This is a genomic window from Cupriavidus sp. Agwp_2 (assembly GCF_040784895.1).
Taxonomy (GTDB): Bacteria; Pseudomonadota; Gammaproteobacteria; order Burkholderiales; family Burkholderiaceae; genus Cupriavidus.
In genome coordinates this window covers 2,316,653-2,335,940 of record NZ_CP088084.1, presented here as the reverse complement: position 1 = coordinate 2,335,940, position 19,288 = coordinate 2,316,653, and the positions used below count along the sequence as shown (strand labels likewise).

At 68.2% G+C, this 19,288-nt stretch carries 20 protein-coding genes; 13 read left to right on the top strand and 7 right to left on the bottom strand.

The features are described from left to right. Positions 1-69 precede the first annotated feature (69 nt). The 3 genes from LPA45_RS28345 to soxC form a co-directional block, all read right to left on the bottom strand. Complete coding sequence (locus tag LPA45_RS28345) at positions 70-996, bottom strand: TauD/TfdA family dioxygenase (RefSeq protein ID WP_116319387.1); 927 nt, start codon at positions 994-996, stop codon at positions 70-72. 160 nt (positions 997-1,156) lie between these two features. Continuing rightward, positions 1,157-1,741, bottom strand: a complete 585-nt coding sequence (locus LPA45_RS28340; RefSeq protein WP_116319386.1) for a c-type cytochrome — start codon at positions 1,739-1,741, stop codon at positions 1,157-1,159. Beyond that, on the bottom strand, positions 1,728-2,969 hold the full coding sequence (soxC, locus tag LPA45_RS28335) for a sulfite dehydrogenase (protein ID WP_116319385.1): 1,242 nt from the start codon (positions 2,967-2,969) through the stop codon (positions 1,728-1,730). Before soxC ends, LPA45_RS28340 begins: the two co-directional genes overlap by 14 nt. A 236-nt stretch (positions 2,970-3,205) precedes the next feature. Between soxC and LPA45_RS28330 the strand changes: the two genes are divergently transcribed. The 6 genes from LPA45_RS28330 to LPA45_RS28305 all read left to right on the top strand — a co-directional run bounded on the left by LPA45_RS28330 (position 3,206) and on the right by LPA45_RS28305 (position 9,321). Continuing rightward, on the top strand, positions 3,206-4,360 hold the full coding sequence (locus LPA45_RS28330) for an ABC transporter substrate-binding protein (protein WP_233528114.1): 1,155 nt from the start codon (positions 3,206-3,208) through the stop codon (positions 4,358-4,360). Positions 4,361-4,364: 4 nt separating this feature from the next. Beyond that, positions 4,365-5,207, top strand: coding sequence for an ABC transporter permease (locus LPA45_RS28325; RefSeq protein WP_116319384.1), 843 nt, complete (start codon positions 4,365-4,367; stop codon positions 5,205-5,207). Between the two features lie 13 nt (positions 5,208-5,220). After that, entirely contained in the window at positions 5,221-6,018 is a 798-nt protein-coding gene (locus LPA45_RS28320) for an ABC transporter permease (RefSeq protein WP_116319383.1), read from the top strand. A 36-nt stretch (positions 6,019-6,054) separates the two neighbouring features. Next, positions 6,055-6,843 carry an ABC transporter ATP-binding protein gene (locus LPA45_RS28315; protein ID WP_116319382.1) on the top strand — a complete coding sequence of 263 codons (789 nt, stop codon included), beginning with the start codon at positions 6,055-6,057 and terminating at the stop codon, positions 6,841-6,843. Between the two features lie 42 nt (positions 6,844-6,885). Further along, positions 6,886-7,842, top strand: a complete 957-nt coding sequence (locus LPA45_RS28310; RefSeq protein WP_116319381.1) for a TauD/TfdA family dioxygenase — start codon at positions 6,886-6,888, stop codon at positions 7,840-7,842. A gap of 204 nt (positions 7,843-8,046) precedes the next feature. Then, on the top strand, positions 8,047-9,321 hold the full coding sequence (locus tag LPA45_RS28305; protein ID WP_116319380.1) for an O-acetylhomoserine aminocarboxypropyltransferase/cysteine synthase family protein: 1,275 nt from the start codon (positions 8,047-8,049) through the stop codon (positions 9,319-9,321). 37 nt (positions 9,322-9,358) lie between these two features. Here the strand turns inward: LPA45_RS28305 and LPA45_RS28300 are convergent, their stop codons facing one another. The 3 genes from LPA45_RS28300 to LPA45_RS28290 form a co-directional block, all read right to left on the bottom strand. Then, a complete protein-coding gene (locus tag LPA45_RS28300) occupies positions 9,359-10,348 on the bottom strand; it encodes a lysylphosphatidylglycerol synthase domain-containing protein (RefSeq protein WP_116319379.1) in 990 nt (329 codons plus the stop codon). Beyond that, complete coding sequence (locus LPA45_RS28295) at positions 10,348-10,605, bottom strand: hypothetical protein (protein ID WP_199414576.1); 258 nt, start codon at positions 10,603-10,605, stop codon at positions 10,348-10,350. The genes LPA45_RS28300 and LPA45_RS28295 overlap by 1 nt, the downstream gene beginning before the upstream one ends. A 65-nt stretch (positions 10,606-10,670) precedes the next feature. After that, positions 10,671-11,012 carry a hypothetical protein gene (locus LPA45_RS28290; protein ID WP_116319378.1) on the bottom strand — a complete coding sequence of 114 codons (342 nt, stop codon included), beginning with the start codon at positions 11,010-11,012 and terminating at the stop codon, positions 10,671-10,673. Positions 11,013-11,191: 179 nt separating this feature from the next. On the opposite strand from LPA45_RS28290, the gene LPA45_RS28285 reads away from it, so the two are divergent. The 5 genes from LPA45_RS28285 to LPA45_RS28265 all read left to right on the top strand — a co-directional run bounded on the left by LPA45_RS28285 (position 11,192) and on the right by LPA45_RS28265 (position 15,824). Beyond that, entirely contained in the window at positions 11,192-12,007 is an 816-nt protein-coding gene (locus LPA45_RS28285) for a MetQ/NlpA family ABC transporter substrate-binding protein (RefSeq protein ID WP_116319377.1), read from the top strand. 202 nt (positions 12,008-12,209) lie between these two features. Next, the gene (gene pdhA / locus LPA45_RS28280; protein ID WP_116319376.1) at positions 12,210-13,295 is read left to right on the top strand and encodes a pyruvate dehydrogenase (acetyl-transferring) E1 component subunit alpha; all 1,086 of its coding nucleotides are present in this window, start codon (positions 12,210-12,212) and stop codon (positions 13,293-13,295) included. A gap of 46 nt (positions 13,296-13,341) precedes the next feature. After that, complete coding sequence (locus LPA45_RS28275) at positions 13,342-14,319, top strand: alpha-ketoacid dehydrogenase subunit beta (protein WP_116319375.1); 978 nt, start codon at positions 13,342-13,344, stop codon at positions 14,317-14,319. A gap of 35 nt (positions 14,320-14,354) precedes the next feature. Further along, positions 14,355-15,473 carry a dihydrolipoamide acetyltransferase family protein gene (locus tag LPA45_RS28270; protein ID WP_116319374.1) on the top strand — a complete coding sequence of 373 codons (1,119 nt, stop codon included), beginning with the start codon at positions 14,355-14,357 and terminating at the stop codon, positions 15,471-15,473. 156 nt (positions 15,474-15,629) lie between these two features. Beyond that, a complete protein-coding gene (locus LPA45_RS28265) occupies positions 15,630-15,824 on the top strand; it encodes a ribbon-helix-helix domain-containing protein (RefSeq protein WP_116319373.1) in 195 nt (64 codons plus the stop codon). 1 nt (position 15,825) lies between these two features. Here the strand turns inward: LPA45_RS28265 and LPA45_RS28260 are convergent, their stop codons facing one another. Further along, positions 15,826-17,535: a SulP family inorganic anion transporter gene (locus LPA45_RS28260; protein ID WP_116319372.1), complete on the bottom strand. Its 1,710-nt coding sequence runs from the start codon at positions 17,533-17,535 to the stop codon at positions 15,826-15,828. Between the two features lie 299 nt (positions 17,536-17,834). Here LPA45_RS28260 and LPA45_RS28255 point away from each other — a divergent pair, with 299 nt between their 5' ends. Both LPA45_RS28255 and LPA45_RS28250 read left to right on the top strand, forming a co-directional pair. Then, positions 17,835-18,272, top strand: a complete 438-nt coding sequence (locus tag LPA45_RS28255; RefSeq protein WP_116319371.1) for a universal stress protein — start codon at positions 17,835-17,837, stop codon at positions 18,270-18,272. Positions 18,273-18,358: 86 nt separating this feature from the next. Then, positions 18,359-19,015, top strand: a complete 657-nt coding sequence (locus LPA45_RS28250; RefSeq protein WP_116319370.1) for a peroxiredoxin — start codon at positions 18,359-18,361, stop codon at positions 19,013-19,015. The last annotated feature ends 273 nt before the right edge of the window (positions 19,016-19,288 follow it).

The following is a 19,288-nucleotide window of genomic DNA, read 5'->3' as shown; positions in this document are numbered from 1 at the left end:
CCGGAGAATCGTGGAAGGGACGCACGCGGCTTGCGCGCGCCCGGGATGCATGGCGAAGCGATTGCCGCGTCAGCGCGGCACGTCGCCCTCGATGGTGGTGCGGTACATCACGCGGCGCAGGTGGTCCGGACAGCCCGCGGCCAGGTGCAGCAGCGAGCGGTTGTCCCAGAACACCAGGTCATGCGGCTGCCACTGGTGGCGATAGACGTGTTCGGGCCTGACGCTGTGCGCGAACAGCTGGTCGAGCAGGTCGCGGCTTTCGTCTTCGGGCAGGCCGGTGATGCGCGTGGTGAAGTGCTCGCTGACGAAGAGCGCCTTGCGGCCGGTTTCAGGATGGGTGCGCACCACCGGCTGCAGTTCCGGCTTGACCTGCGCGATCTGCTCGGGCGTCAGGTTGGGGCGCCACGGGCTGCGCTGCTGCAGCTCGGCATAGCGCGCCAGGTAGGTGTGCTCGGCCTGCCGGCCGTCGACGGCCCGCTGCAGTTCGGCGGGCAAGGTGTCCCACGCCAGGTGCATGTTGGCGAACAGCGTATCGCCGCCTTCGGCGGGCAGTTCGCGCGCATGCAGCAGCGAGCCGAGGCTCGGCTTGTCCTTGTACGACAGGTCTGAATGCCAGAAGTGGCCGGCGTCGCCGAGCCCGATCGGCTTGCCGTCCTCGACCACATTGGACACCACCAGCACTTCGGGATGGCCAGCCAGCTGGAACTGGTGCAGCACGTGGATCTGCAAAGGACCGAAGCGGCGGCTGAAGTCGATCTGCTGCGCCGGGGTGATCTGCTGGTCGCGGAACACCACCACGTGGTAGTCGAGGTGGGCACGATGGATGCGCGCGAAATCGCTGCCGGACAGCGGGCGGGACAAATCGAGGCCGAGCACCTCGGCGCCCAGCGGCGCGTCCAGCGCGCGGATCTCGAAATCCTGGCCGGCATCGATGACGGCGGAAGGCGGTGCGCTATGCTGGCGCGAAACTGTGGCGTGGGCGGTGGCGGTCGTCATGGCGAGCTCTGGCAATTCGGGGAGAAGCCTGCGCGGCAGCGGATGCCGCGTACAAGCCCGCACTGTAGAGAGCCGCCCCAAGCACGGTCAACGAATCAAATCGCTGGCGCTTATCCGCTTATCGCATATCCATGTCTGCACATTTGATTCGGGCGCACATTCACGGCTTGCCGGGGCAGCCGCTGCGGCATGGCACGTTGGCGGTGTCCGGCCGCGCGTCGGCGACGAAGCCGTCGCGGTTGGGCATCTTCACCTGTGGCAGCGTGCGCGCGTCCAGCACCGCGTCGGCGGGCACGATGCCGTTCTTGTGCAGCAGCCACGCGGTGACCGCATAGACGTCATCGGCGGCGAGGCTCTGCGGCGCGTTGTAGGGCATGGCGCGCTGGATAAAGTCGAACACCGTTGCCGCATAGGGCCAGAAGCTGCCGATGGTCTTGACCGGCTCCTTGCCCTGCGCGGCGTCCTTGAGCGTGCCCTGCCCGCCCACCAGCCTGTCGGCGGGCTTGCCTTCGCCATTGGCGCCGTGGCATGCGGCACAGTGCTGCGCATAGACCTGCGCGCCCTGCACGACCGTGCCGCGGCCAGGCGGCAGGCCCGCGCCGTCTGGCGTCACATCGATATTCCACGCGGCGAGATCGCGGCCGGTGGCGGCACGGCCCACGCCATAGGTCTGCGCGCCCACCGGCATCGTCGCTGTGGCAAGCGCAACTGCCACGGCCATGCAGAAGACGCTAGGCGCGCGCATTGGCAATACTCCCGTCAGCGGCCACGCGCCAGCGCTGGATCGCGTTGTAGTGGTAGGTAGAAGATACGCCGCGCGCCGCCACCAGTTGGTCAGGCGTCGGTTGCACGTTGCCCGCTTCGTCAATGGCGCGGCTTTCCAGCGAAGCCGCCCCCCCATCCCAGCGCCATGGCAGCCGGAAGCGCACCAGCGCGCGGTCCAGCACCGGCTCCTGCAACTGTGCTTCGCGCCAGCTGCGGCCGCCGTCGACCGATACCTCGACGCGCCGGATGCGTCCGTGGCCGGACCATGCGATGCCGGAGATCTCGTAGAAGCCACGCTCGCGCAGCTTGTGGTCAGGCGCGGGAAAGGTGATCACGGACTTCACGTCCATCAGGAACGTGAACTGCCGCGCGCTGCCGTCGGGCAGCGAATCGGTGTACTTGGAGGTTTCTTCGCGCGACATGAACGGGGCGCGGCCCAGCTTCAGCCGGCGCAGCCACTTGATGCTCATGTTGCCCTCGTAGCCCGGCAGGAACAGCCGCAGCGGATAACCGTGCTCGGGCCGCAGCCGTTCGCCGTTCTGCGCGTACACCAGCAGCGCGTCTTCCATCGCCTTGGCCAGCGGCACGCTGCGCGTCATGGCCGCGCTGTCGGCGCCTTCGGCGAGCACCCATGCGGCATCGGGCGATACGCCTACTTCGTCCAGCACCACCGACAACGGCACGCCGGTCCATTCGCAACACGACAGCAGGCCGTGGCTGATCTGCACGGATCTGGCGGCCGGCGCTTTCCACTCGCGCCCGGTATTGCCCGAGCACTCCAGGAAATGGATGCGCGACACCGACGGCAGGCGCACCAGGTCGTCCATGGTGAAGATGCGTGGCCGCGCCACGAGTCCATGGACGGCAAGCCGGTGCTGCGCGGGATCGATCTGCGGGATGCCGGCGTGGTGGCGCTCGAACACCAGCCCGGTCGGCGTGATGATGCCGTGCAGGTCCTGCAGCGGCGTCATCGATGAATTGGCGCCGGGCAGCGGTGCCGCGCTGCGGCTGCGGCGCACCACGTTCTTCTCGAACGGGGACGGTTCGCCATAGGGATGCCACAGCACCGGCTCGCCGGGCGTGCGCGTCCAGGGGGGCACGGTCAGCGGCTCCGCACGCGCTGCGGTGACGGCCCCCGCAGCGGCGGCTCCGAATACGGCGCCGCGCCGCAGGAAGCGCCGGCGGCCGCCGGCAAGTTGGTCGCTCATGATGAAGGCGTCGCAGGCGAAATGCGCCTGCCGGGGATCGAAAGCGCTGACTGTAGGACACGGGCCTGCCTCGGCAAACGAAGAAGATCGCATGCCGATATGCCGGCGCTGCACGGCCTTGCACCAGGGTGCGCCATATGCGCCGAGCCGATATCCAATGCCGGAATCATTCGTTCAGGTGCGCGCGCGGCGCCGCTTATCGTGGAGCCGTCCTCCACTTCGAGAAGGTCTGCACGATGAAGACCCCGCGCCCCCGTTACGCCGCCGGAATCCACGGTACCGATGCACTGCAAGCCCGATTGAGCCGCCGCGACCTGCTGCGCGGCGCCGCGTGGTCCGGCGTCGGCCTGGCCGCATCGCTGTCGCCGCTATCCGCGTTCAGCGCAAGTCCGTCCGCACGTCCCGACGTGATCCGCATCGGCGTGGCGCAGCCGGCCACCGGCACGCCGCCCAGCTTTGCCGGCAGCTCGCTCGCCATCGCCCATGCACGCGGCTGGCTGGAGGAATCGTTCAAGCCCACCGGCACGCGCGTCGAGTGGTTCTTCTTCAAGGGCGCAGGCCCCGCGGTCAACGAGGCGCTGGCCAACCGCCAGCTCGACTTCGCGCTGCAGGGCGACCTGCCGTCGCTGGTCGGCCGTGCCGCCGGGCTGAAGACGCGGCTGGTGCTTGCTACCGGCGTGCGCGCCAACATCTATGTCGGCGTGCCGCCCGACTCGCCGCTGAAGACGCTGGCCGACCTGCGCGGCAAGCGCGTGTCGCTGTTCAAGGGCACCAACATGCATCTGCCGGCGCTGCGCCTGCTGGAGGCCAACGGCCTCACCGACAAGGATCTGCGCCTGCTCAACCTCGATACCGCGGGCTACCTCGCGGCGCTGTCCACGAAGGACATCGACGCGGCCATCGGCGCCATGGACATCCTGCGCCTGCGCGACAAGGGCGCGGTGCGCATCCTCTATTCGAGCAAGAACCAGTCCCCGGTCTACACGCGCCAGAGCCACGTGCTGGTGACCGACGATTTCGCCAGCCGCTATCCCGAGGCCACCCAGCACCTGGTGAAGACCGCGGTCGAAGCCGCGCGCTGGGCCTCCGATGAAAGCCATCGCGAAGAGGTCCTGCGCACCTGGGCCCGCGCCGGCACGCCGTACGAGCACTGGAAGGAGGACTTCGACGGCGAGCCGTTGCGCGTGCGCCTGAACCCGAACTTCGACCCCTTCCTGGTGAGCCGCTACAAGGACGCCGTGGAGCAGGCCTATCGCTTCCGCCTGAGCCGCGCGCGCTTCGATGTCGACCAGTGGATCGACCAGCGCTTCCTCAAGGCAGCGCTCAACGACCTGAGCCTGCAGACCTACTGGCCCGTGTACCAGCCCAACGGCAAGATCCTGGGAGCCTGATGCCATGTCCGTCGCCGACCTGTCGCTACCCGCCGCCGCACAGCGCGATGCCTCGCGCGCGGCCCCGCCCCGCAAGACCCTGAACTGGCGCCACGCCACGCGCTGGCTGCTGGCCTGGCCAGTGCCGCTGGCACTGCTGCTGGTCTGGTACGTGGCATCGCGCAATGCCTGGATCCCGCCGCAAGTGCTGCCCGCGCCAGAAGAGGTGGCGCACACGCTGGCCGACCTGTGGACCAGTGGCGAACTGCAGGCCAACCTTGCCATCAGCGCGCTGCGCGTGGCGGGCGGCTTCGGCGTGGGCCTGCTCGGCGGCCTCGCGCTGGGCGCGGCGATGGGGCTGTCGCCGACGTTGCGCGACTACGTGTACCCGACCTTCAAGGCCTTCAGCCAGGTGCCGGTGCTGGGCTGGCTGCCGCTGCTGATGCTGCTGGTCGGCATCGACGAGGCGCTCAAGGTGATCCTGATCGCCAAAGCGGCGTTCGTGCCGGTGGCGTTGAACACGTACAAGGGCATCGGCAGCGTGCCGGTGCGCTACCTGGAAGTGGCGCGCGTGCTGCAGCTGTCGCGCTGGCAGACGCTCACGCGCGTGGTGCTGCCCGCGGCGGCGGCGCCGGTGTGGAACGGCGTGCGCTACGGCCTCACGCATGCGTGGCTGGCGCTGGTGGTGGTGGAGCTGCTGGCCTCGTCCGAGGGGCTGGGCTACATGATCGTCTACGGCCGCCAGCTGTTCCAGCTCGACATGGTGCTTGCCGCGGTGGTGGTCGTAGGCGTGATCGGCTTTGCGCTGGACAAGGTGCTGGCGCTGGCCGAAGGCGCGGTGCTGCGCTGGCGCAAGCCGGGATTCTGAGACGGAGGCCACGATGACTGTATCCGCCAGGCGTTCCCGTTTCGTCGTGCCGCGCGTGTTGCGCGGCTGGATCCTGCCGCTGGTGCTGGTGGTGCTGTGGTGGGCTGCGGTGCGCTTCCAATGGACTACCTCGCCACTGCTGGTGCCGGTCTCCGCCGTCTGGGACACCGCGGTGCGCCAGGTGCAGAGCGGCGCGCTCCTGGTCTCGCTGTCAGCCAGCCTGTGGCGCGACGTGGCGGGCTTTGCGATCGGCGCCAGCGCGGGGCTGGTGTTCGGCGCGGCGCTGGGCCTGTCTCGGCTGTTCGAGCGGCTGGTCGGCCCGAGCTTCCATACCGTCAAGCAGATCTCGCTGTTCGCATGGATCCCGCTGATCTCGGTGTGGTTCGGGCTGGGCGACACGGCCAAGGTGGTGTTCCTGTCGCTGGCGGCATTCTTCCCGGTGGTGCTCAACACCTTCGAAGGCATCCGCGCGGTGCCCGCCGACCTGCTCGAAGTGGCCCGCGTGCTGCGTTTCAGCCGCGTCCAGGTGCTGTGGCGCGTGGTGCTGCCGTCGGCTGCGCCGTCGATCTTCGCAGGCATCCACCTGGGGCTGATCTATGCATGGCTGGCGACGCTGGGCGCCGAGTACCTGCTGGTCTCGGGCAAGGGCATCGGCAACACCATGATCGATGGGCGCGAGAACTTCTGGATGGATCTGGTGATCTTCGGCGTGATCGTGGTCGGCCTGGTCGGCTTCACGCTTAACTGGATCGCCAGCCGCATCGAACGACGGCTGCTCGCGTGGCGCGGCAGCTCGGTGGCGGCGGGCTGAACCGACCGCTTCCTCAAAATTTCTGGAGAGAACGACATGGCGCATGCCGGCACGCTCAGCATCGCTCACCTGCACAAGCAGTACGAGGTCAAGGGCCGCACCCTGCCCGTCCTCGAAGACATCACGCTGACCATCGCCCCGGGCGAGTTTGTCAGCATCGTCGGCGCCAGCGGCTGCGGCAAGTCGACCTTGCTGCGGCTGGTGGTGGGGCTGGAAGAAGACTACCGTGGCGAAATCCTGCTCGATGGCAAGCGCGTGGCCGGCACCAGCCTGCAGCGCGGCATCGTGTTCCAGGAGCACCGGCTGTTCCCGTGGCTGACGGTCGAGCAGAACATCCGGCTGGCGCTGCTGAACACCCCGGGCAGCGCGGCCGAAAAGGATAGCAATGTTGCCGAGCATATCGCGCTGGTCGGGCTGCGCGGCTTCGAGCAGGCGTATCCGCACCAGCTCTCCGGCGGCATGTCGCAGCGCGTGGCCATCGCGCGTGCGCTGGTGACGCGCCCCGAGATCCTGCTGCTAGACGAACCGTTCGGCGCACTCGACGCGATGACGCGCGGCTACCTGCAGCAGGAGCTGCACCGCATCTGGCAGGCCGAGGGCATCACCATGATTCTGGTCACGCATGACGTCGAGGAAGCGGTGTATCTCGGCGACCGCGTGGTGGTGATGGAACCCCGGCCCGGCCGCATCCGCCGCATCTTGCCGGTCGACCTGCCGCATCCGCGCGAGCGCGCCGGCCAGCCGTTTTCGCGCGTGCGCGATGCCGTGCTGCAGGAATTTGCCGGGCAGGCCATCGCCGCGGAAGCCATTGCCGAACCCGCCTGACCTGATTCGAACGATCACCCCACCCTCATTCCGGAGCCAGCGATGACCCAAGCAACCCAGCAAGACCAGGCAGTCCAGCTCGACATCCACCAGGTGGCCAGCCGCATCGGCGCTGAAGTGCGCGGCGTCGCCCTGCACGGCGACCTGCCTGCCGAGACCTTCGCCGCCATCCGTGCCGCGCTGCTGCAGCACAAGGTGCTGTTCTTCCGCGACCAGGTCCATCTCGACGACACCGCGCAGCAGCGCTTTGCCGCGCTGTTCGGCGAGCTGGTGCCGCACCCGACCGTGCCCTCGCGCGATGGCACGCAACTGCTCGAACTCGATTCCGAGCATGGCGGCCGCGCGAATTCCTGGCATACCGACGTGACCTTCGACCTGGCCTATCCGGCGGTGTCGGTGCTGCGCGCGGTGACCGTGCCGGCGTTTGGCGGCGACACCGTGTGGGCCAACACCGCCGCGGCGTACCAGGATCTTCCCGAGCCGCTGCGCGAGCTGGCCGACAAGCTGTGGGCGCTGCACACCAACGACTACGACTACGCGGCCACGCGCGTGAACGCCAGCAGCGAGGGCCTGAAGCGCTACCGCGAATTGTTCACCTCCGCGCTCTATGAAACCGAGCACCCGGTGGTGCGCGTGCATCCCGAGTCCGGCGAACGCACGCTGGTGCTGGGGCACTTCGTCAAGAAGCTGCTTGGCTATTCATCAATCGATTCGGCACACCTGGTGTCGGTGCTGCAGGGGCATGTGCACCGGCTCGAGAACACCGTGCGCTGGCGCTGGCGCGCGGGCGACGTCGCCATCTGGGACAACCGCGCCACCCAGCACTACGCCATCAACGACTACGGCGACGCCAAGCGCGTGGTGCGCCGTGCCACCGTGGCCGGCGCGGTGCCGGTCAGCGTGGACGGGCGCCACAGCGTGGCGGTCAAGGCCGCCGTGCGCCGCGACGGCACGGCACCGGCCAACCAGGCGGTCGATCAAGCCGTCGCGGCCGCGTAGCGCGCCGCTTAGGTTGTGCACGCGGCCGGCACGCTCGTGCCGGACGCATATCCAAATGCAATAAGGTTCCTTGCCTCGCTGGGGTGCCGTCGATGACCATAGCGCCCGGACTGCCCGGGCGGTGCGGCGGCCGGCTGGTACCATCGCACAGCCGGTGGCGCGCCGCGCCGCACGGCATGTCCGGCACACAACCCAGAGAAGAACATGAGACTCGAAACCCTGGCCGTCCATGGCGGCTACTCGCCCGATCCGACTACCCGCGCCGTGGCGGTGCCCATCTACCAGACGGTGGCCTACGCCTTCGACAACGCGCAGCACGGCGCCGACCTGTTCGACCTGAAGGTCGCGGGCAATATCTACAGCCGCATCATGAACCCGACCAACGACGTGCTGGAGCAGCGCCTGGCCGCGCTCGAGGGCGGCGTGGGCGCGCTGGCGCTGGCGTCTGGCATGGCCGCGATCACCTACGCGATCCAGACTATCGCGGAAGCCGGCGACAACATCGTTTCGTCGAGCCAGCTCTATGGCGGCACCTACAACCTGCTGGCGCACACGCTGCCGCAGTCGGGGATCGAGACCCGCTTCGCCGATGGCCGCAACCCGTCGAGCTTCGGCGACCTGATCGACGAACGCACCAAGGCCGTGTTCGTCGAGTCGGTGGGCAACCCGCTGGGCAACGTGGTCGACATCGAGGCGATCGCGCGCGTGGCGCATAACCACGGCGTGCCGCTGATCGTCGACAACACCGTGCCCTCGCCGTACCTGTGCCGTCCGTTCGAGCATGGCGCCGACATCGTCGTGCATTCGCTGACCAAGTACCTGGGCGGCCACGGCAACAGCGTCGGCGGCGCCATCATCGACAGCGGCAAGTTCCCGTGGGCGCAGCACAAGGCGCGCTTCAGGCGCCTGAACGAGCCGGACGTGTCGTACCACGGCGTGGTCTATACCGAGGCGCTGGGCGCGGCGGCCTACATCGGCCGCGCGCGCGTGGTGCCGCTGCGCAATACCGGCGCGGCGCTGTCGCCGTTCAACGCGTTCCTGATCCTGCAAGGCATCGAGACGCTGGCGCTGCGGCTGGACCGCATCACCGAGAACGCGCTGGCGATCGCGCGCCACCTGCGGCAGCATCCGAAGGTGGAATGGGTCAACTTTGCCGGCCTGCCCGACCATGCGGACCACGCGCTGGTGCAGAAGTACCTGGGCGGCCGCGGCCCCGGCATCTTGTCGTTCGGGCTGAAGCAAGGCGGCCGCGAAGGCGGGGCGCGCTTCCTGGATGCGTTGCAGTTGTTCACGCGGCTGGTGAATATCGGCGACGCCAAGTCACTGGCGACGCATCCGGCTTCGACCACGCATCGCCAGCTCAATGCCGAAGAACTGAAGGCGGCTGGTGTCAGCGAGGACATGGTGCGGCTGTCGGTGGGCATCGAGCATATCGATGACCTGATCGAGGACCTGGATCGCGCGCTGGCGGCAGCGTAAGGTTTGCTGCCCTCTCCCGCGCGGGAGAGGGCAGCGTTCACACCCGGCGTTGGCCTTCTTCGGCCTCCGTCCCCGCCGCCAGCTTCTTCCCCCGCGCCTCCAGCAGGAAATACCCCACCGTCCCCACCCCCAGCGGTATCAGGTAATACAGCGCCCGGTACGCAATCAACGCCGCCAGCAGCAGCCCGTGCGGCACCTGCCCGCCCAGCATCGTCAGGAACACCGTCTCGACCACGCCGAGCGCGCCCGGCACGCGGATCACCACGCCGGCGAGCCCGGAAGCGAGATACACGCCCAGCACCGTGAAAAAGTCCACATGCGTATGCAGGAAGGCATGCAGGATCGCCGCCACCGCCGCCCAGTTGCCTGCCGACACCAGGATCTGCATCAGGGCGAAGCGCGGCGACGGCACGTAGATGTCATGGTCGCGCACGGTACGGTGCCGTCCCTGCCACGCCGCGCACGCCGCCAGATAACCTGCCGGCGCGGCCAGCATCAGCACGCCGATCAGGCGCGTGGCTGCCGGCAGGATCCCCCACTCGGATGGCAGGACCACCAGTTGCGCGGCCAGGATCGTTCCCGCCAGCAGCGCATAGCCCAGCCAGTTGCTGGTGACCGCCACGGCAAAAACGCTCCAGATCTGTGGCGGGCTCAGCCCGGCGCGCGAGTACAGCCGGTAGCGCACGCCGGCGCCGCCCAGTGTCGCGCCCAGGTTCAGGCTCATCGTGTAGCTGACATAGGCGATCGCCATCACCCGGCGTACCGGCAGCGGATGGCCAGCGTAGCGGCAGCCCAGCACATCGAACTGGGTGTACAGCAGCCCCGTCAGCACCACGAAGCCGGCAGCCGGCAACAGCGAGCGGCGGTCGAAGCCGCGCAGCGCGGCGAGCACCGCATCCCAGTCGATGGTTCCCAGCTTGCGCGCGATCAGCGTCAGCACTGCGGCGATGAACAGGATGCCCAGCGCGCGCCGCCACATCGGCCAGCGCGCGTGGTTCCGGATTGCCGAAAGCGCCTGCGCGACCATCACGTGCCCTCCCCTGGCCCAGGGGGCAAGTGATGCGCGCCGAAGCCATCCACGATGACGGCCACGCGCACGCCACGCCGCGCGGCAGCCAGCGGCGCGGCGTGCAATTTCTTTCCCGCCTCGTCGTCGAACAGGATAAAAGTTTCCATCGGCACGCTTTCCGGCGTGCGCGCAATCGCCTCGAATGCGCGCGGGAAGTACTGTTCTCCCTTCTCCAGCAGGCGGATGCTGTCAGGGGCATACGGCAACGGTGTCATGGCCCGCGATTGCGCCGCAAACACCATGCCAGCGCCGGGGTGTTGCCAGGGGACGCCTGAGCCGCTCAGCCAGGCCCGCGCCGTCGACGGACCACCAGGGCCGTCAGCAGTACCCCGGCCAGCATGCCCGCCGTGCCCACGCCGGCCAGGGTGAGCGGAGGCATCCCGGGATTGGGCGGCGGGCCCGCCTGCTGTGCCAGGGCGCGCCAGTCGGCGGCTGTGATCTGCGTCATCGTGATGGCGTTATCCAGCCCGTAAACGCAGACTTCGCCGCCGGGCAGCTTGCAGAAGCGCTCGCGCGGACAGGCCTTGAGGATCTCCTGCGGTACGCCTTCGCCGCAGCGAGCGCCGGCGCTGCGCAATACCTGCAGCGTGACGTCAGGATGCCGGGTCAGTTGTTCGGGCATGTCGGCCTCCGGGCAAGATGGGCTGGACGTCCTTCAGCGTAGTGCACTGAGCTGCCACGATGCGGTCTATATGCGCTTTGGGTATATCAGCATGATTAAGTACTCGTTCGCCAGATGACTTGGCTTCCATACAATGGGCTCTCCAACGAACGACCAACGAACAACAGGGGAGCGCTTTGATGCGATACGGGAAATTCGGCTTCGCGGTGGCCGCGGCAGTGCTGGCGCTGGGCGTGATGCAGGGCGCAAGCGCCGCCGATCCGGACAAGAAGGAAATCCGCTTCGGCGCCACCGCCGGCCCGTACGCCGACCAGATCCGCTATGGCGTGAAGCCGGTGCTGGAAAAGCGCGGCTACAAGGTCACGATCATCGAGTTCAGCGACTACGTGCAGCCCAACCTGGCGCTGGCCGACGGTGCCATCGACGCCAATGCCTTCCAGCACGTGGCTTACCTGAAGAAGTTCTCGGCCGACCGCAAGCTGCAGCTGACCGACATCATCCAGGTCCCGACCGCGCCGATCGGCATCTACAGCCACAAGCACAAGACCCTGGCCGAGGTAAAGCCGGGCAATACCGTATCGCTGCCGAACGACCCGACCAACCTGGCACGCGCCATCGCCATCCTGCAGCAGGTGGGCTGGGTCACGCTCAAGCCGGGCACCGACCCGATCCGCGCCAGCGAGCGCGACATCGACGCCAACCCGCACAAGCTCAAGCTGATCCAGCTGGAGGCCGCGCAACTGCCGCGCTCGCTCGACGACGTCGACTACGCCTTCGTCAACGGCAATTTCGCGCTGGCCGCGGGGCTGAAGCTGACCACCGCGCTGGCGCTGGAAAAAATCCCCGACTACTACATGAACCTGGTGGCGGTGAAGACGGCCGACCTCAACAAGCCGTTCGTCAAGGACATCAAGGAAGCCTACCAGTCGGCCGAGTTCAAGGCAGTGACGCAGCAGCGCTTCGCGGGCTTCGTGCCGCCGCCGTACCAGCGCTGATCCGGTCCGGAAACCCTGCAAAGGGGCTCCCGCATGGGAGCCCCTTTTCGTTGGTCGTGCCTGGACCCGGCTCCCGTTGTGCGCAGCAAGACAATTGGCCCGCTAAGCCGCCGCAAATACCCTACACTCGACTACACATGCCGCGCGCGCCCACAAAGCACGCCCGGGATCACAACACGACACGCGCATCAAGAGACCTGCCATGTCCATGGTTGCGAGCTTCGAGATCGGCTATACGCGTTATCTCGCCCCGCCGGGCGAACCCTCTTCCCCCACTTCCCCGCCCCCGCCCCTTGCCAGCGACCCGGACGCGCTGCTGCCGCTGTACCAGGCCATGGTACTGACGCGCCAGTTCGACCTGAAGGCGATCGCGCTGCAGCGCACCGGCAAGATCGGCACCTTTGCCTCGGCCCTCGGGCAGGAGGCCATCGGCGTCGGCGTGGCCTGCGCGATGCGGCCCGAAGACGTGCTGGTGCCCTCTTACCGCGACCATGCGGCGCAGTTTGTGCGGGGCGTCACGATGACCGAGAGCCTGCTGTACTGGGGCGGAGACGAACGCGGCAGCGGTTTTGCGGCGGCGCCGCATGACTTTGCCAACTGCGTGCCGATCGGCACCCAGGTATGCCATGCCGCCGGCGCTGCCTATGCCTTCCAGCTGCGCAACGAGCCAAGGGTGGCAGTGTGCCTGCTCGGCGACGGCGGCACCTCGAAGGGCGATTTCTACGAAGGCATGAACATGGCCGGCGCGTGGCGCGCGCCGATGGTCATCGTGATCAACAACAACCAGTGGGCAATCTCGATGCCGCGCAGCGGGCAGACCGCGGCGCAGACGCTGGCGCAGAAGGCCATCGCGGCAGGCATACCGGGCGAGCAGATCGACGGCAACGACGTGGTCGCGGTGCGGCACCGCGTGGGCGAGGCCATCGAGCGCGCGCGCGCAGGCGGCGGGCCCGCGCTGATCGAGGCCATCACCTACCGGCTGGGCGACCACACCACCGCGGACGATGCCTCGCGCTACCGCGACGAGGCCAGCGTCAAGGCGCACTGGCAGGAAGAGCCGCTGCTGCGCCTGCGCACGCATCTGCTGTCGCTGAACGCCTGGGACGCGGCCCGCGAAGAGGCGCTGGTCAAGGCCTGCTCGCAGCAGGTGGCGCAGGCGGTGGAAGCCTACCTGGCGCTGCCGCCGCCGGATCCCGCGGCAATGTTCGACTGCCTGTACGCCACCATGCCGCAGGCGCTGCAGGCGCAACTGGAGACGGCGCGGCGCTATCCCGCGCAGCACGGCTAGCGCCCGACCAACCCTGACGGCGTTCAACGACCAAAGCGAGCTAACCATGGCGGAAATCAATCTGGTCGAAGCGGTCAACCTGGCACTGGGCCATGCGCTGGAGAGCGATCCCGACGTATTGCTGCTGGGCGAGGACATCGGCGTCAACGGCGGCGTATTCCGCGCCACCGCCGGCCTGCAGGCGCGCTTCGGCGCGGCGCGGGTCATGGATACGCCGCTGGCCGAGGGCGGCATCGTCGGCGCCGCGATCGGCATGGCGGCGATGGGGCTCAGGCCCGTGGCCGAAATCCAGTTCACCGGCTTTATCTATCCGGCCATCGACCACATCATCAACCACGCCGCGCGCATGCGCCACCGCACGCGCGGGCGGCTGAGCTGCCCGCTGGTGGTGCGCTCGCCGTGCGGCGCGGGCATCCACGCGCCCGAGCATCATTCGGAAAGCCCGGAAGCAATGTTTGCGCACATGCCAGGGCTGCGCGTGGTGGTGCCGTCGTCGCCGGCACGCGCGTACGGGCTGCTGCTGGCCGCGATCGCCGATCCCGATCCGGTGATCTTCCTCGAGCCCACGCGGTTGTACCGGCTGTTCCGCCAAGAAGTGGCCGACGACGGCGCGGTGCTGCCGCTCGATACCTGCTTCACGCTGCGCGAAGGGAGCGACATCACGCTGGTGACCTGGGGCGCGATGGTGCAGGAGACGCTGACCGCCGCCGACGAACTGGCCGCCGAGGGCGTGAGCGCAACTGTGATCGACGTCGCCACGCTCAAGCCGCTCGACATGCAGACTATCCTCGAAGCGGTGGCGCGCACCGGACGCTGCGTGATCGTGCACGAAGCGCCACGCACCGCTGGCTTTGGCGCCGAGATCGCGGCGGAGCTGGCCGATGCCGGGCTGTATTCGCTGGCAGCGCCGGTGCAGCGCGTGGCCGGCTTCGACACCGTGGTGCCGCTGGCGCGGCTGGAATACACCTACCTGCCCAGCGCCGCGCGCATCGCCGACGCGGCACGCAAGGCCATGGCCGCCTGACTGACGCCGAGCAGCACCGAGCCAAGGAAGCGCCGATGAGAGTCTTCAAGCTGCCCGACCTGGGCGAAGGCCTGCAAGAGGCCGAGATCGTGAACTGGCACGTCAAGGTGGGCGATGCGGTCGCCGCGGACCAGCCGCTGCTGTCGGTGGAGACCGCCAAGGCCATCGTCGAAATTCCCTCGCCTTACGCGGGCACGATTGGCAAGTTATACGCGCAGCCCGGCGATATCGTCCATCTGGGCGCGCCGCTGGTGGGCTTCGAGGGCGCGGGCGAGGATGCCGATGCCGGCACCGTGGTCGGCTCGGTCCAGGTCGGCGCGCGCGTGGCCAGCGAAGCCGCGCCGCAAGGTACGGCCGCGCCCGCCACCGGCATGGGCGCGCGCATAAAGGCCACGCCAGCGGTGCGCGCGCTCGCACGGCGCCTTGGCGTCGACCTGGCGATGACCACCGCGTCGGGGCCGGAAGGCACTGTTACCGCCGCAGACGTCGAACGCGTTGCCGCCGCGCTGGCCGAACTTGGCGCGCCCGAAGAACTGCGCGGCGTGCGCCGCGCGATGGCGCAAAACATGGCGCGCGCGCAGAACGAAGTAGCAGCGGCCACGGTGATGGACGATGCCGATATCCACGCCTGGCAGGCGGGCGCCGACGTCACCATCCGGCTGGTGCGCGCGCTGGTGGCCGGCTGCCGAGCCGAGCCGGGCCTGAACGCCTGGTACGAGGGCCAGACCGGCCGCCGCCATGTGCTGAAGAAGATCGACGTCGGCATTGCCGCCGACCTGCCCGAAGGGCTGTTCGTGCCGGTGCTGCGCGACGTGGGCACCCGCGACGCGGCCGACCTGCGCCATGGGCTCGACCGCATGCGCGCCGACATCCGCGCGCGCACCATCGCCCCCGAAGAGATGCGCGGCAACACCATCACGCTGTCCAATTTCGGCATGATCGCGGGGCGCTACGCGGCGCCGATCGTGGTGCCGCCAACGGTGGCGATCCTTGGCGCGGGACGGGTGCGGGACGAGGTGGTCGCGGCTGGCGGTGTGCCGGCGGTGCATCGGGTGATGCCGCTCAGCCTGACGTTTGACCACCGGGTGGTGACGGGGGGTGAGGCGGCGCGTTTTCTGGCGGCGGTGATTGCGGATCTGGAGAAGCCGGCTTAGCGGGACATCGGGGACAGCGCCTGCAAACCCTGCTGCCCGCTTTGTGAACGCTCCCCTCTCCCGCGAAGTGGGAGAGGGGAGCAAACCGGCGCGATTTGGCAGGTTTGCGCTGTATATAATGCCGTCGATCCCCGCCGCCGGACCGCCTGACCGCTCATGGAATCCAAAACCGCCCGCCTGACCATCCTGATCGACCCGGTTAAGAAGAAGGCCTTCGAAACCCTGTGCGCCGCGCAGGACCTGACGCCATCGCAGGTGGTGCGCCAGCTGATCCGCGAATACCTGGCCCAGCATGGCGTGGAGTACGCCACCAAGCCACGGCCCGCCGGCAGCGGACGGCAGAAAAAGTAGCTCAGCGGGGGGCGCCCGTATCCCCGCGATCCCGTTCCACACCGCCCTCGCCCGCCAGCACGCCGCAGCGCTGCACCGCCTGCGCCAGCGCGTCCGCGTAGTTCTCCTCGCCCAGTTCCGCCAGCACCCCGGCCCGCGCCAGCTTGTGCCGCACGCGCGCATTGGCCTCGGCCAGTACCACCGCCACGCCGCGCCGGCGCAGCGTGCGGATCACGGCTTCCAGCGTCTGCAAGCCGGTCATGTCGATGAACGGCACCCGGCCCAGGCGGATCAGCAGCACGCGCGGCTCGGTATGGGTGTGCACCAGCGCCTGCTCGCAGGCCTCGACCGCGCCGAAGAAGAACGGGCCGTCGATGGCGTAGACCAGCACGCCCGGCGGGATGCGGGCAGCCAGAGGATCGGCCGCGCCCGCTTCGAAGCTCAGCTCGCGCTCGATGCCCGTCGCGTCCTGGCGCGTCACTTCCACCGACGCCGACATGCGCCGCAGGAACTGCAGCATGGCCAGGATCACGCCGATATTGACCGCGACCACCAGGTCGGTCAGCACGGTCAGCGTGAAGGTGATCAGCAGGATGACCACGTCGGCGCGCGGCGCGCGCCGCACCATGCGCGCAAACTGGCGCGCCTCGCTCATGTTCCACGCCACCACGAACAGTATCGCCGCGAGCGTAGCCAGCGGCACGCTCGCCGCCAGCGGTGCCAGGAACAGCAGCACCAGCACCAGCGTCAGCGCATGGGTGATGCCGGCCAGCGGGCTGTTGCCGCCGTTGCGGATATTGGTGGCGGTGCGGGCGATGGCGCCGGTCGCGGCAAACCCGCCAAACAGCGGCGCCAGGATATTGGCGATGCCCTGCCCCACCAGTTCCTGGTTGGAATCGTGCCGGGTGCCGGCCATGCCGTCGGCCACCACCGCGGACAGCAGCGATTCGATCGCGCCCAGCATGGCGATGGTGAAGGCGGGCCCCGCCAGTTCGATCAGGCGCGCCAGCGTGACTTCCGGCAACGCCGGCACCGGCAACCCGCGCGGCAGGCCGCCGAAGGCGCTGCCGATGGTGGCTACGCCATCGAAGCGGAACAACGCCTGCACCGCGGTCGCCACCACCAGCGCCACCAGCGGGCCGGGAATGCGGTGCAGCCAGCGGATCCGCGGCGCACCCAGCACCAGCAACAGGCTCCCCAGCGCCAGCGCGGTGGTGGCCGCGTGCCACTGTGGCAGCGCCTGCAGCAGGTGCCACAGCTTTTCATGGAAGTGGGTGCCGGCTACCGGCGGCAGCCCGAAGAAGTCGCGCCATTGCCCGACAAAGATGATCACGCCAATGCCAGCAGTAAAGCCGACGATCACCGGCGCGGGAATGTAGCGGATCACGCCGCCCAGCCGCGCCAGGCCCAGCGCCAGCAGGATCAGCCCGGCCATCAGCGTGGCGAGTTGCAGCCCGCCAATGCCATGGCGCGCGGTGATGGCGGACAGGACCACGATGAACGCGCCGGTGGGGCCGGCAATCTGCAGCCGGCTGCCGCCGAACAGCGACACCGCCAGCCCGGCGACGATGGCCGTGTACAGCCCTTGCTCGGGCTTGGCGCCGGATGCGATCGCAAACGCCATCGCCAGCGGCAGCGCCACCACGCCCACGATCACGCCCGACACCAGGTTGGGCAGCCAGTTGCCGCGGCGGAACAGCCCGGCCTGCCATGCTTCGCGCAGCGCGATCATGCGGAAATTCCTTGCAGTGGGTCAACGTTGGAGGGAGGGGCACAGGTGCATCGAATGATAACAACATGTTAATGAAAGTGACATGTGACACCGGCACTTGCCGCTTGCGCCGGCTCCGCGCTGGCGACTCGGCAAGGGCCAGCGCAAGGGTCTCCGCAAAGGGCCGTGCGAAGGCGTTGTAAAGCCTGCACGCGACCTGTCGCTATCACCGGCCAATTCCTATACTGGAGTGGCTCGTCCGGACGGCCCGGGCGGAAGAGCCCGGCGGACGCGGTCACTCACTGCAATCGGAGGCCATCATGTTCACGCACCTCCTTGTGCCCACCGACGGCTCCGCACGTGCCGAAGCGATGGTGGCCCGCGCCATGGCCTTCGCCAGCCGCATCGGCGCCCGCGCGACCGGCCTGCATGTGATTCCCGAGTACCACGTCATGACATACCGGCTGACCAGCCTGCAGGACACCAAGGAGTCCTTCGCGGCAGAGGCCGCACGCCATGCCGATACCTTCCTGGCCGCGGTCACGCGTGCGGCCAGCCAGGCCGGCGTGCCATGCGACACCGTCACCGCCACCGACGATCACCCCTGGCAGGCCATCGTCCAGTGCGCCGAACAGCGCGGCTGCGACCTCATCGTGATGTCGTCGCACGGGCGGCGCGGATTGCAGGCCTTGCTGATCGGCAGTGAAACGCAAAAAGTCCTGACGCACAGCACGATCCCGGTGCTGGTCCTGCGCTAGGCGGCAGCCAATCGCACGCGGTGCCGGCCGGCACGCCGGCACCGCGCTTTTTCCACCCCCCAATGCCAACCGCAAGGAGCGCAACCATGGCGATTCGACTGGGCGAACAAGCCCCGGATTTCACCGCAGACACCACGGAAGGCAAGCTCAGCTTCCATGAATGGATCGGCGACAACTGGGCGATCCTGTTCTCGCACCCAAAGGACTTCACGCCGGTCTGCACCACCGAACTGGGTTACATGGCGCGGCTCAAGCCCGAATTCGACAAGCGCAATACCAAGATCATCGGCCTGAGCATCGATCCCGTCAGCGACCACCAGCGCTGGGCCAAGGACATCGAGGAAACCCAGGGCGCCGCCGTCAACTATCCGATGATCGGCGACGCCGACCTGACCGTGGCCAAGCTCTACGACATGATCCACCCCGAAGCCAGCGGCAGCGGACCGCGCACGGCGGTGGACAACGCAACCATCCGCTCGGTGTTCATCATCGGCCCGGACAAGAAGGTCAAGGCGATGCTGGTGTATCCGATGAGCGCGGGGCGCAATTTCGATGAAGTGCTGCGCCTGCTGGATTCGCTGCAGCTCAATGCCAAGCACACCGTGGCCACGCCGGTGAACTGGAAGCCGGGCGAGGATGTCATCATCCCGACATCGGTCTCGGACGAAGATGCGAAGAAGAAATACCCGCAGGGGTTCAAGACGCTGAAGCCCTACCTGCGCACGGTGGAGCAGCCCAAGTAAAGGCGCCGGGCAGGCCCGGGCAAGACCAGACAAGGGAGAGAGCGAGCAAGGGAGCGCGGCAGGGCGTGGAGGTCACGCAAGACCGCGGGCAGGCGTCCCGGGCAGTGCCAGCCGGGACGCCTGACTTGTCCACAGGGAACTATCCACAGGTTCAGTGGATATCCCCCCTCTTGACAACCGCCAAGGGCGCGCCGGCCTTGGCTCGTACTGGAGTGCCCGTTTTATAGGCAACCAGTTAACGTAAGGGAATGCTTGCAGCCTGAAGGGTTTTGT

What these genes read in the sequence shown, in the direction of transcription:
- LPA45_RS28345 (WP_116319387.1), bottom strand. Translation starts at nt 996, where the DNA reads ATGACGACCGCCACCGCCCACGCCACAGTTTCGCGCCAGCATAGCGCA.
- LPA45_RS28340 (WP_116319386.1), bottom strand. Translation starts at nt 1,741, where the DNA reads ATGCGCGCGCCTAGCGTCTTCTGCATGGCCGTGGCAGTTGCGCTTGCC.
- soxC (WP_116319385.1), bottom strand. Translation starts at nt 2,969, where the DNA reads ATGAGCGACCAACTTGCCGGCGGCCGCCGGCGCTTCCTGCGGCGCGGC.
- LPA45_RS28330 (WP_233528114.1), top strand. Translation starts at nt 3,206, where the DNA reads ATGAAGACCCCGCGCCCCCGTTACGCCGCCGGAATCCACGGTACCGAT.
- LPA45_RS28325 (WP_116319384.1), top strand. Translation starts at nt 4,365, where the DNA reads ATGTCCGTCGCCGACCTGTCGCTACCCGCCGCCGCACAGCGCGATGCC.
- LPA45_RS28320 (WP_116319383.1), top strand. Translation starts at nt 5,221, where the DNA reads ATGACTGTATCCGCCAGGCGTTCCCGTTTCGTCGTGCCGCGCGTGTTG.
- LPA45_RS28315 (WP_116319382.1), top strand. Translation starts at nt 6,055, where the DNA reads ATGGCGCATGCCGGCACGCTCAGCATCGCTCACCTGCACAAGCAGTAC.
- LPA45_RS28310 (WP_116319381.1), top strand. Translation starts at nt 6,886, where the DNA reads ATGACCCAAGCAACCCAGCAAGACCAGGCAGTCCAGCTCGACATCCAC.
- LPA45_RS28305 (WP_116319380.1), top strand. Translation starts at nt 8,047, where the DNA reads ATGAGACTCGAAACCCTGGCCGTCCATGGCGGCTACTCGCCCGATCCG.
- LPA45_RS28300 (WP_116319379.1), bottom strand. Translation starts at nt 10,348, where the DNA reads ATGGTCGCGCAGGCGCTTTCGGCAATCCGGAACCACGCGCGCTGGCCG.
- LPA45_RS28295 (WP_199414576.1), bottom strand. Translation starts at nt 10,605, where the DNA reads ATGACACCGTTGCCGTATGCCCCTGACAGCATCCGCCTGCTGGAGAAG.
- LPA45_RS28290 (WP_116319378.1), bottom strand. Translation starts at nt 11,012, where the DNA reads ATGCCCGAACAACTGACCCGGCATCCTGACGTCACGCTGCAGGTATTG.
- LPA45_RS28285 (WP_116319377.1), top strand. Translation starts at nt 11,192, where the DNA reads ATGCGATACGGGAAATTCGGCTTCGCGGTGGCCGCGGCAGTGCTGGCG.
- pdhA (WP_116319376.1), top strand. Translation starts at nt 12,210, where the DNA reads ATGTCCATGGTTGCGAGCTTCGAGATCGGCTATACGCGTTATCTCGCC.
- LPA45_RS28275 (WP_116319375.1), top strand. Translation starts at nt 13,342, where the DNA reads ATGGCGGAAATCAATCTGGTCGAAGCGGTCAACCTGGCACTGGGCCAT.
- LPA45_RS28270 (WP_116319374.1), top strand. Translation starts at nt 14,355, where the DNA reads ATGAGAGTCTTCAAGCTGCCCGACCTGGGCGAAGGCCTGCAAGAGGCC.
- LPA45_RS28265 (WP_116319373.1), top strand. Translation starts at nt 15,630, where the DNA reads ATGGAATCCAAAACCGCCCGCCTGACCATCCTGATCGACCCGGTTAAG.
- LPA45_RS28260 (WP_116319372.1), bottom strand. Translation starts at nt 17,535, where the DNA reads ATGATCGCGCTGCGCGAAGCATGGCAGGCCGGGCTGTTCCGCCGCGGC.
- LPA45_RS28255 (WP_116319371.1), top strand. Translation starts at nt 17,835, where the DNA reads ATGTTCACGCACCTCCTTGTGCCCACCGACGGCTCCGCACGTGCCGAA.
- LPA45_RS28250 (WP_116319370.1), top strand. Translation starts at nt 18,359, where the DNA reads ATGGCGATTCGACTGGGCGAACAAGCCCCGGATTTCACCGCAGACACC.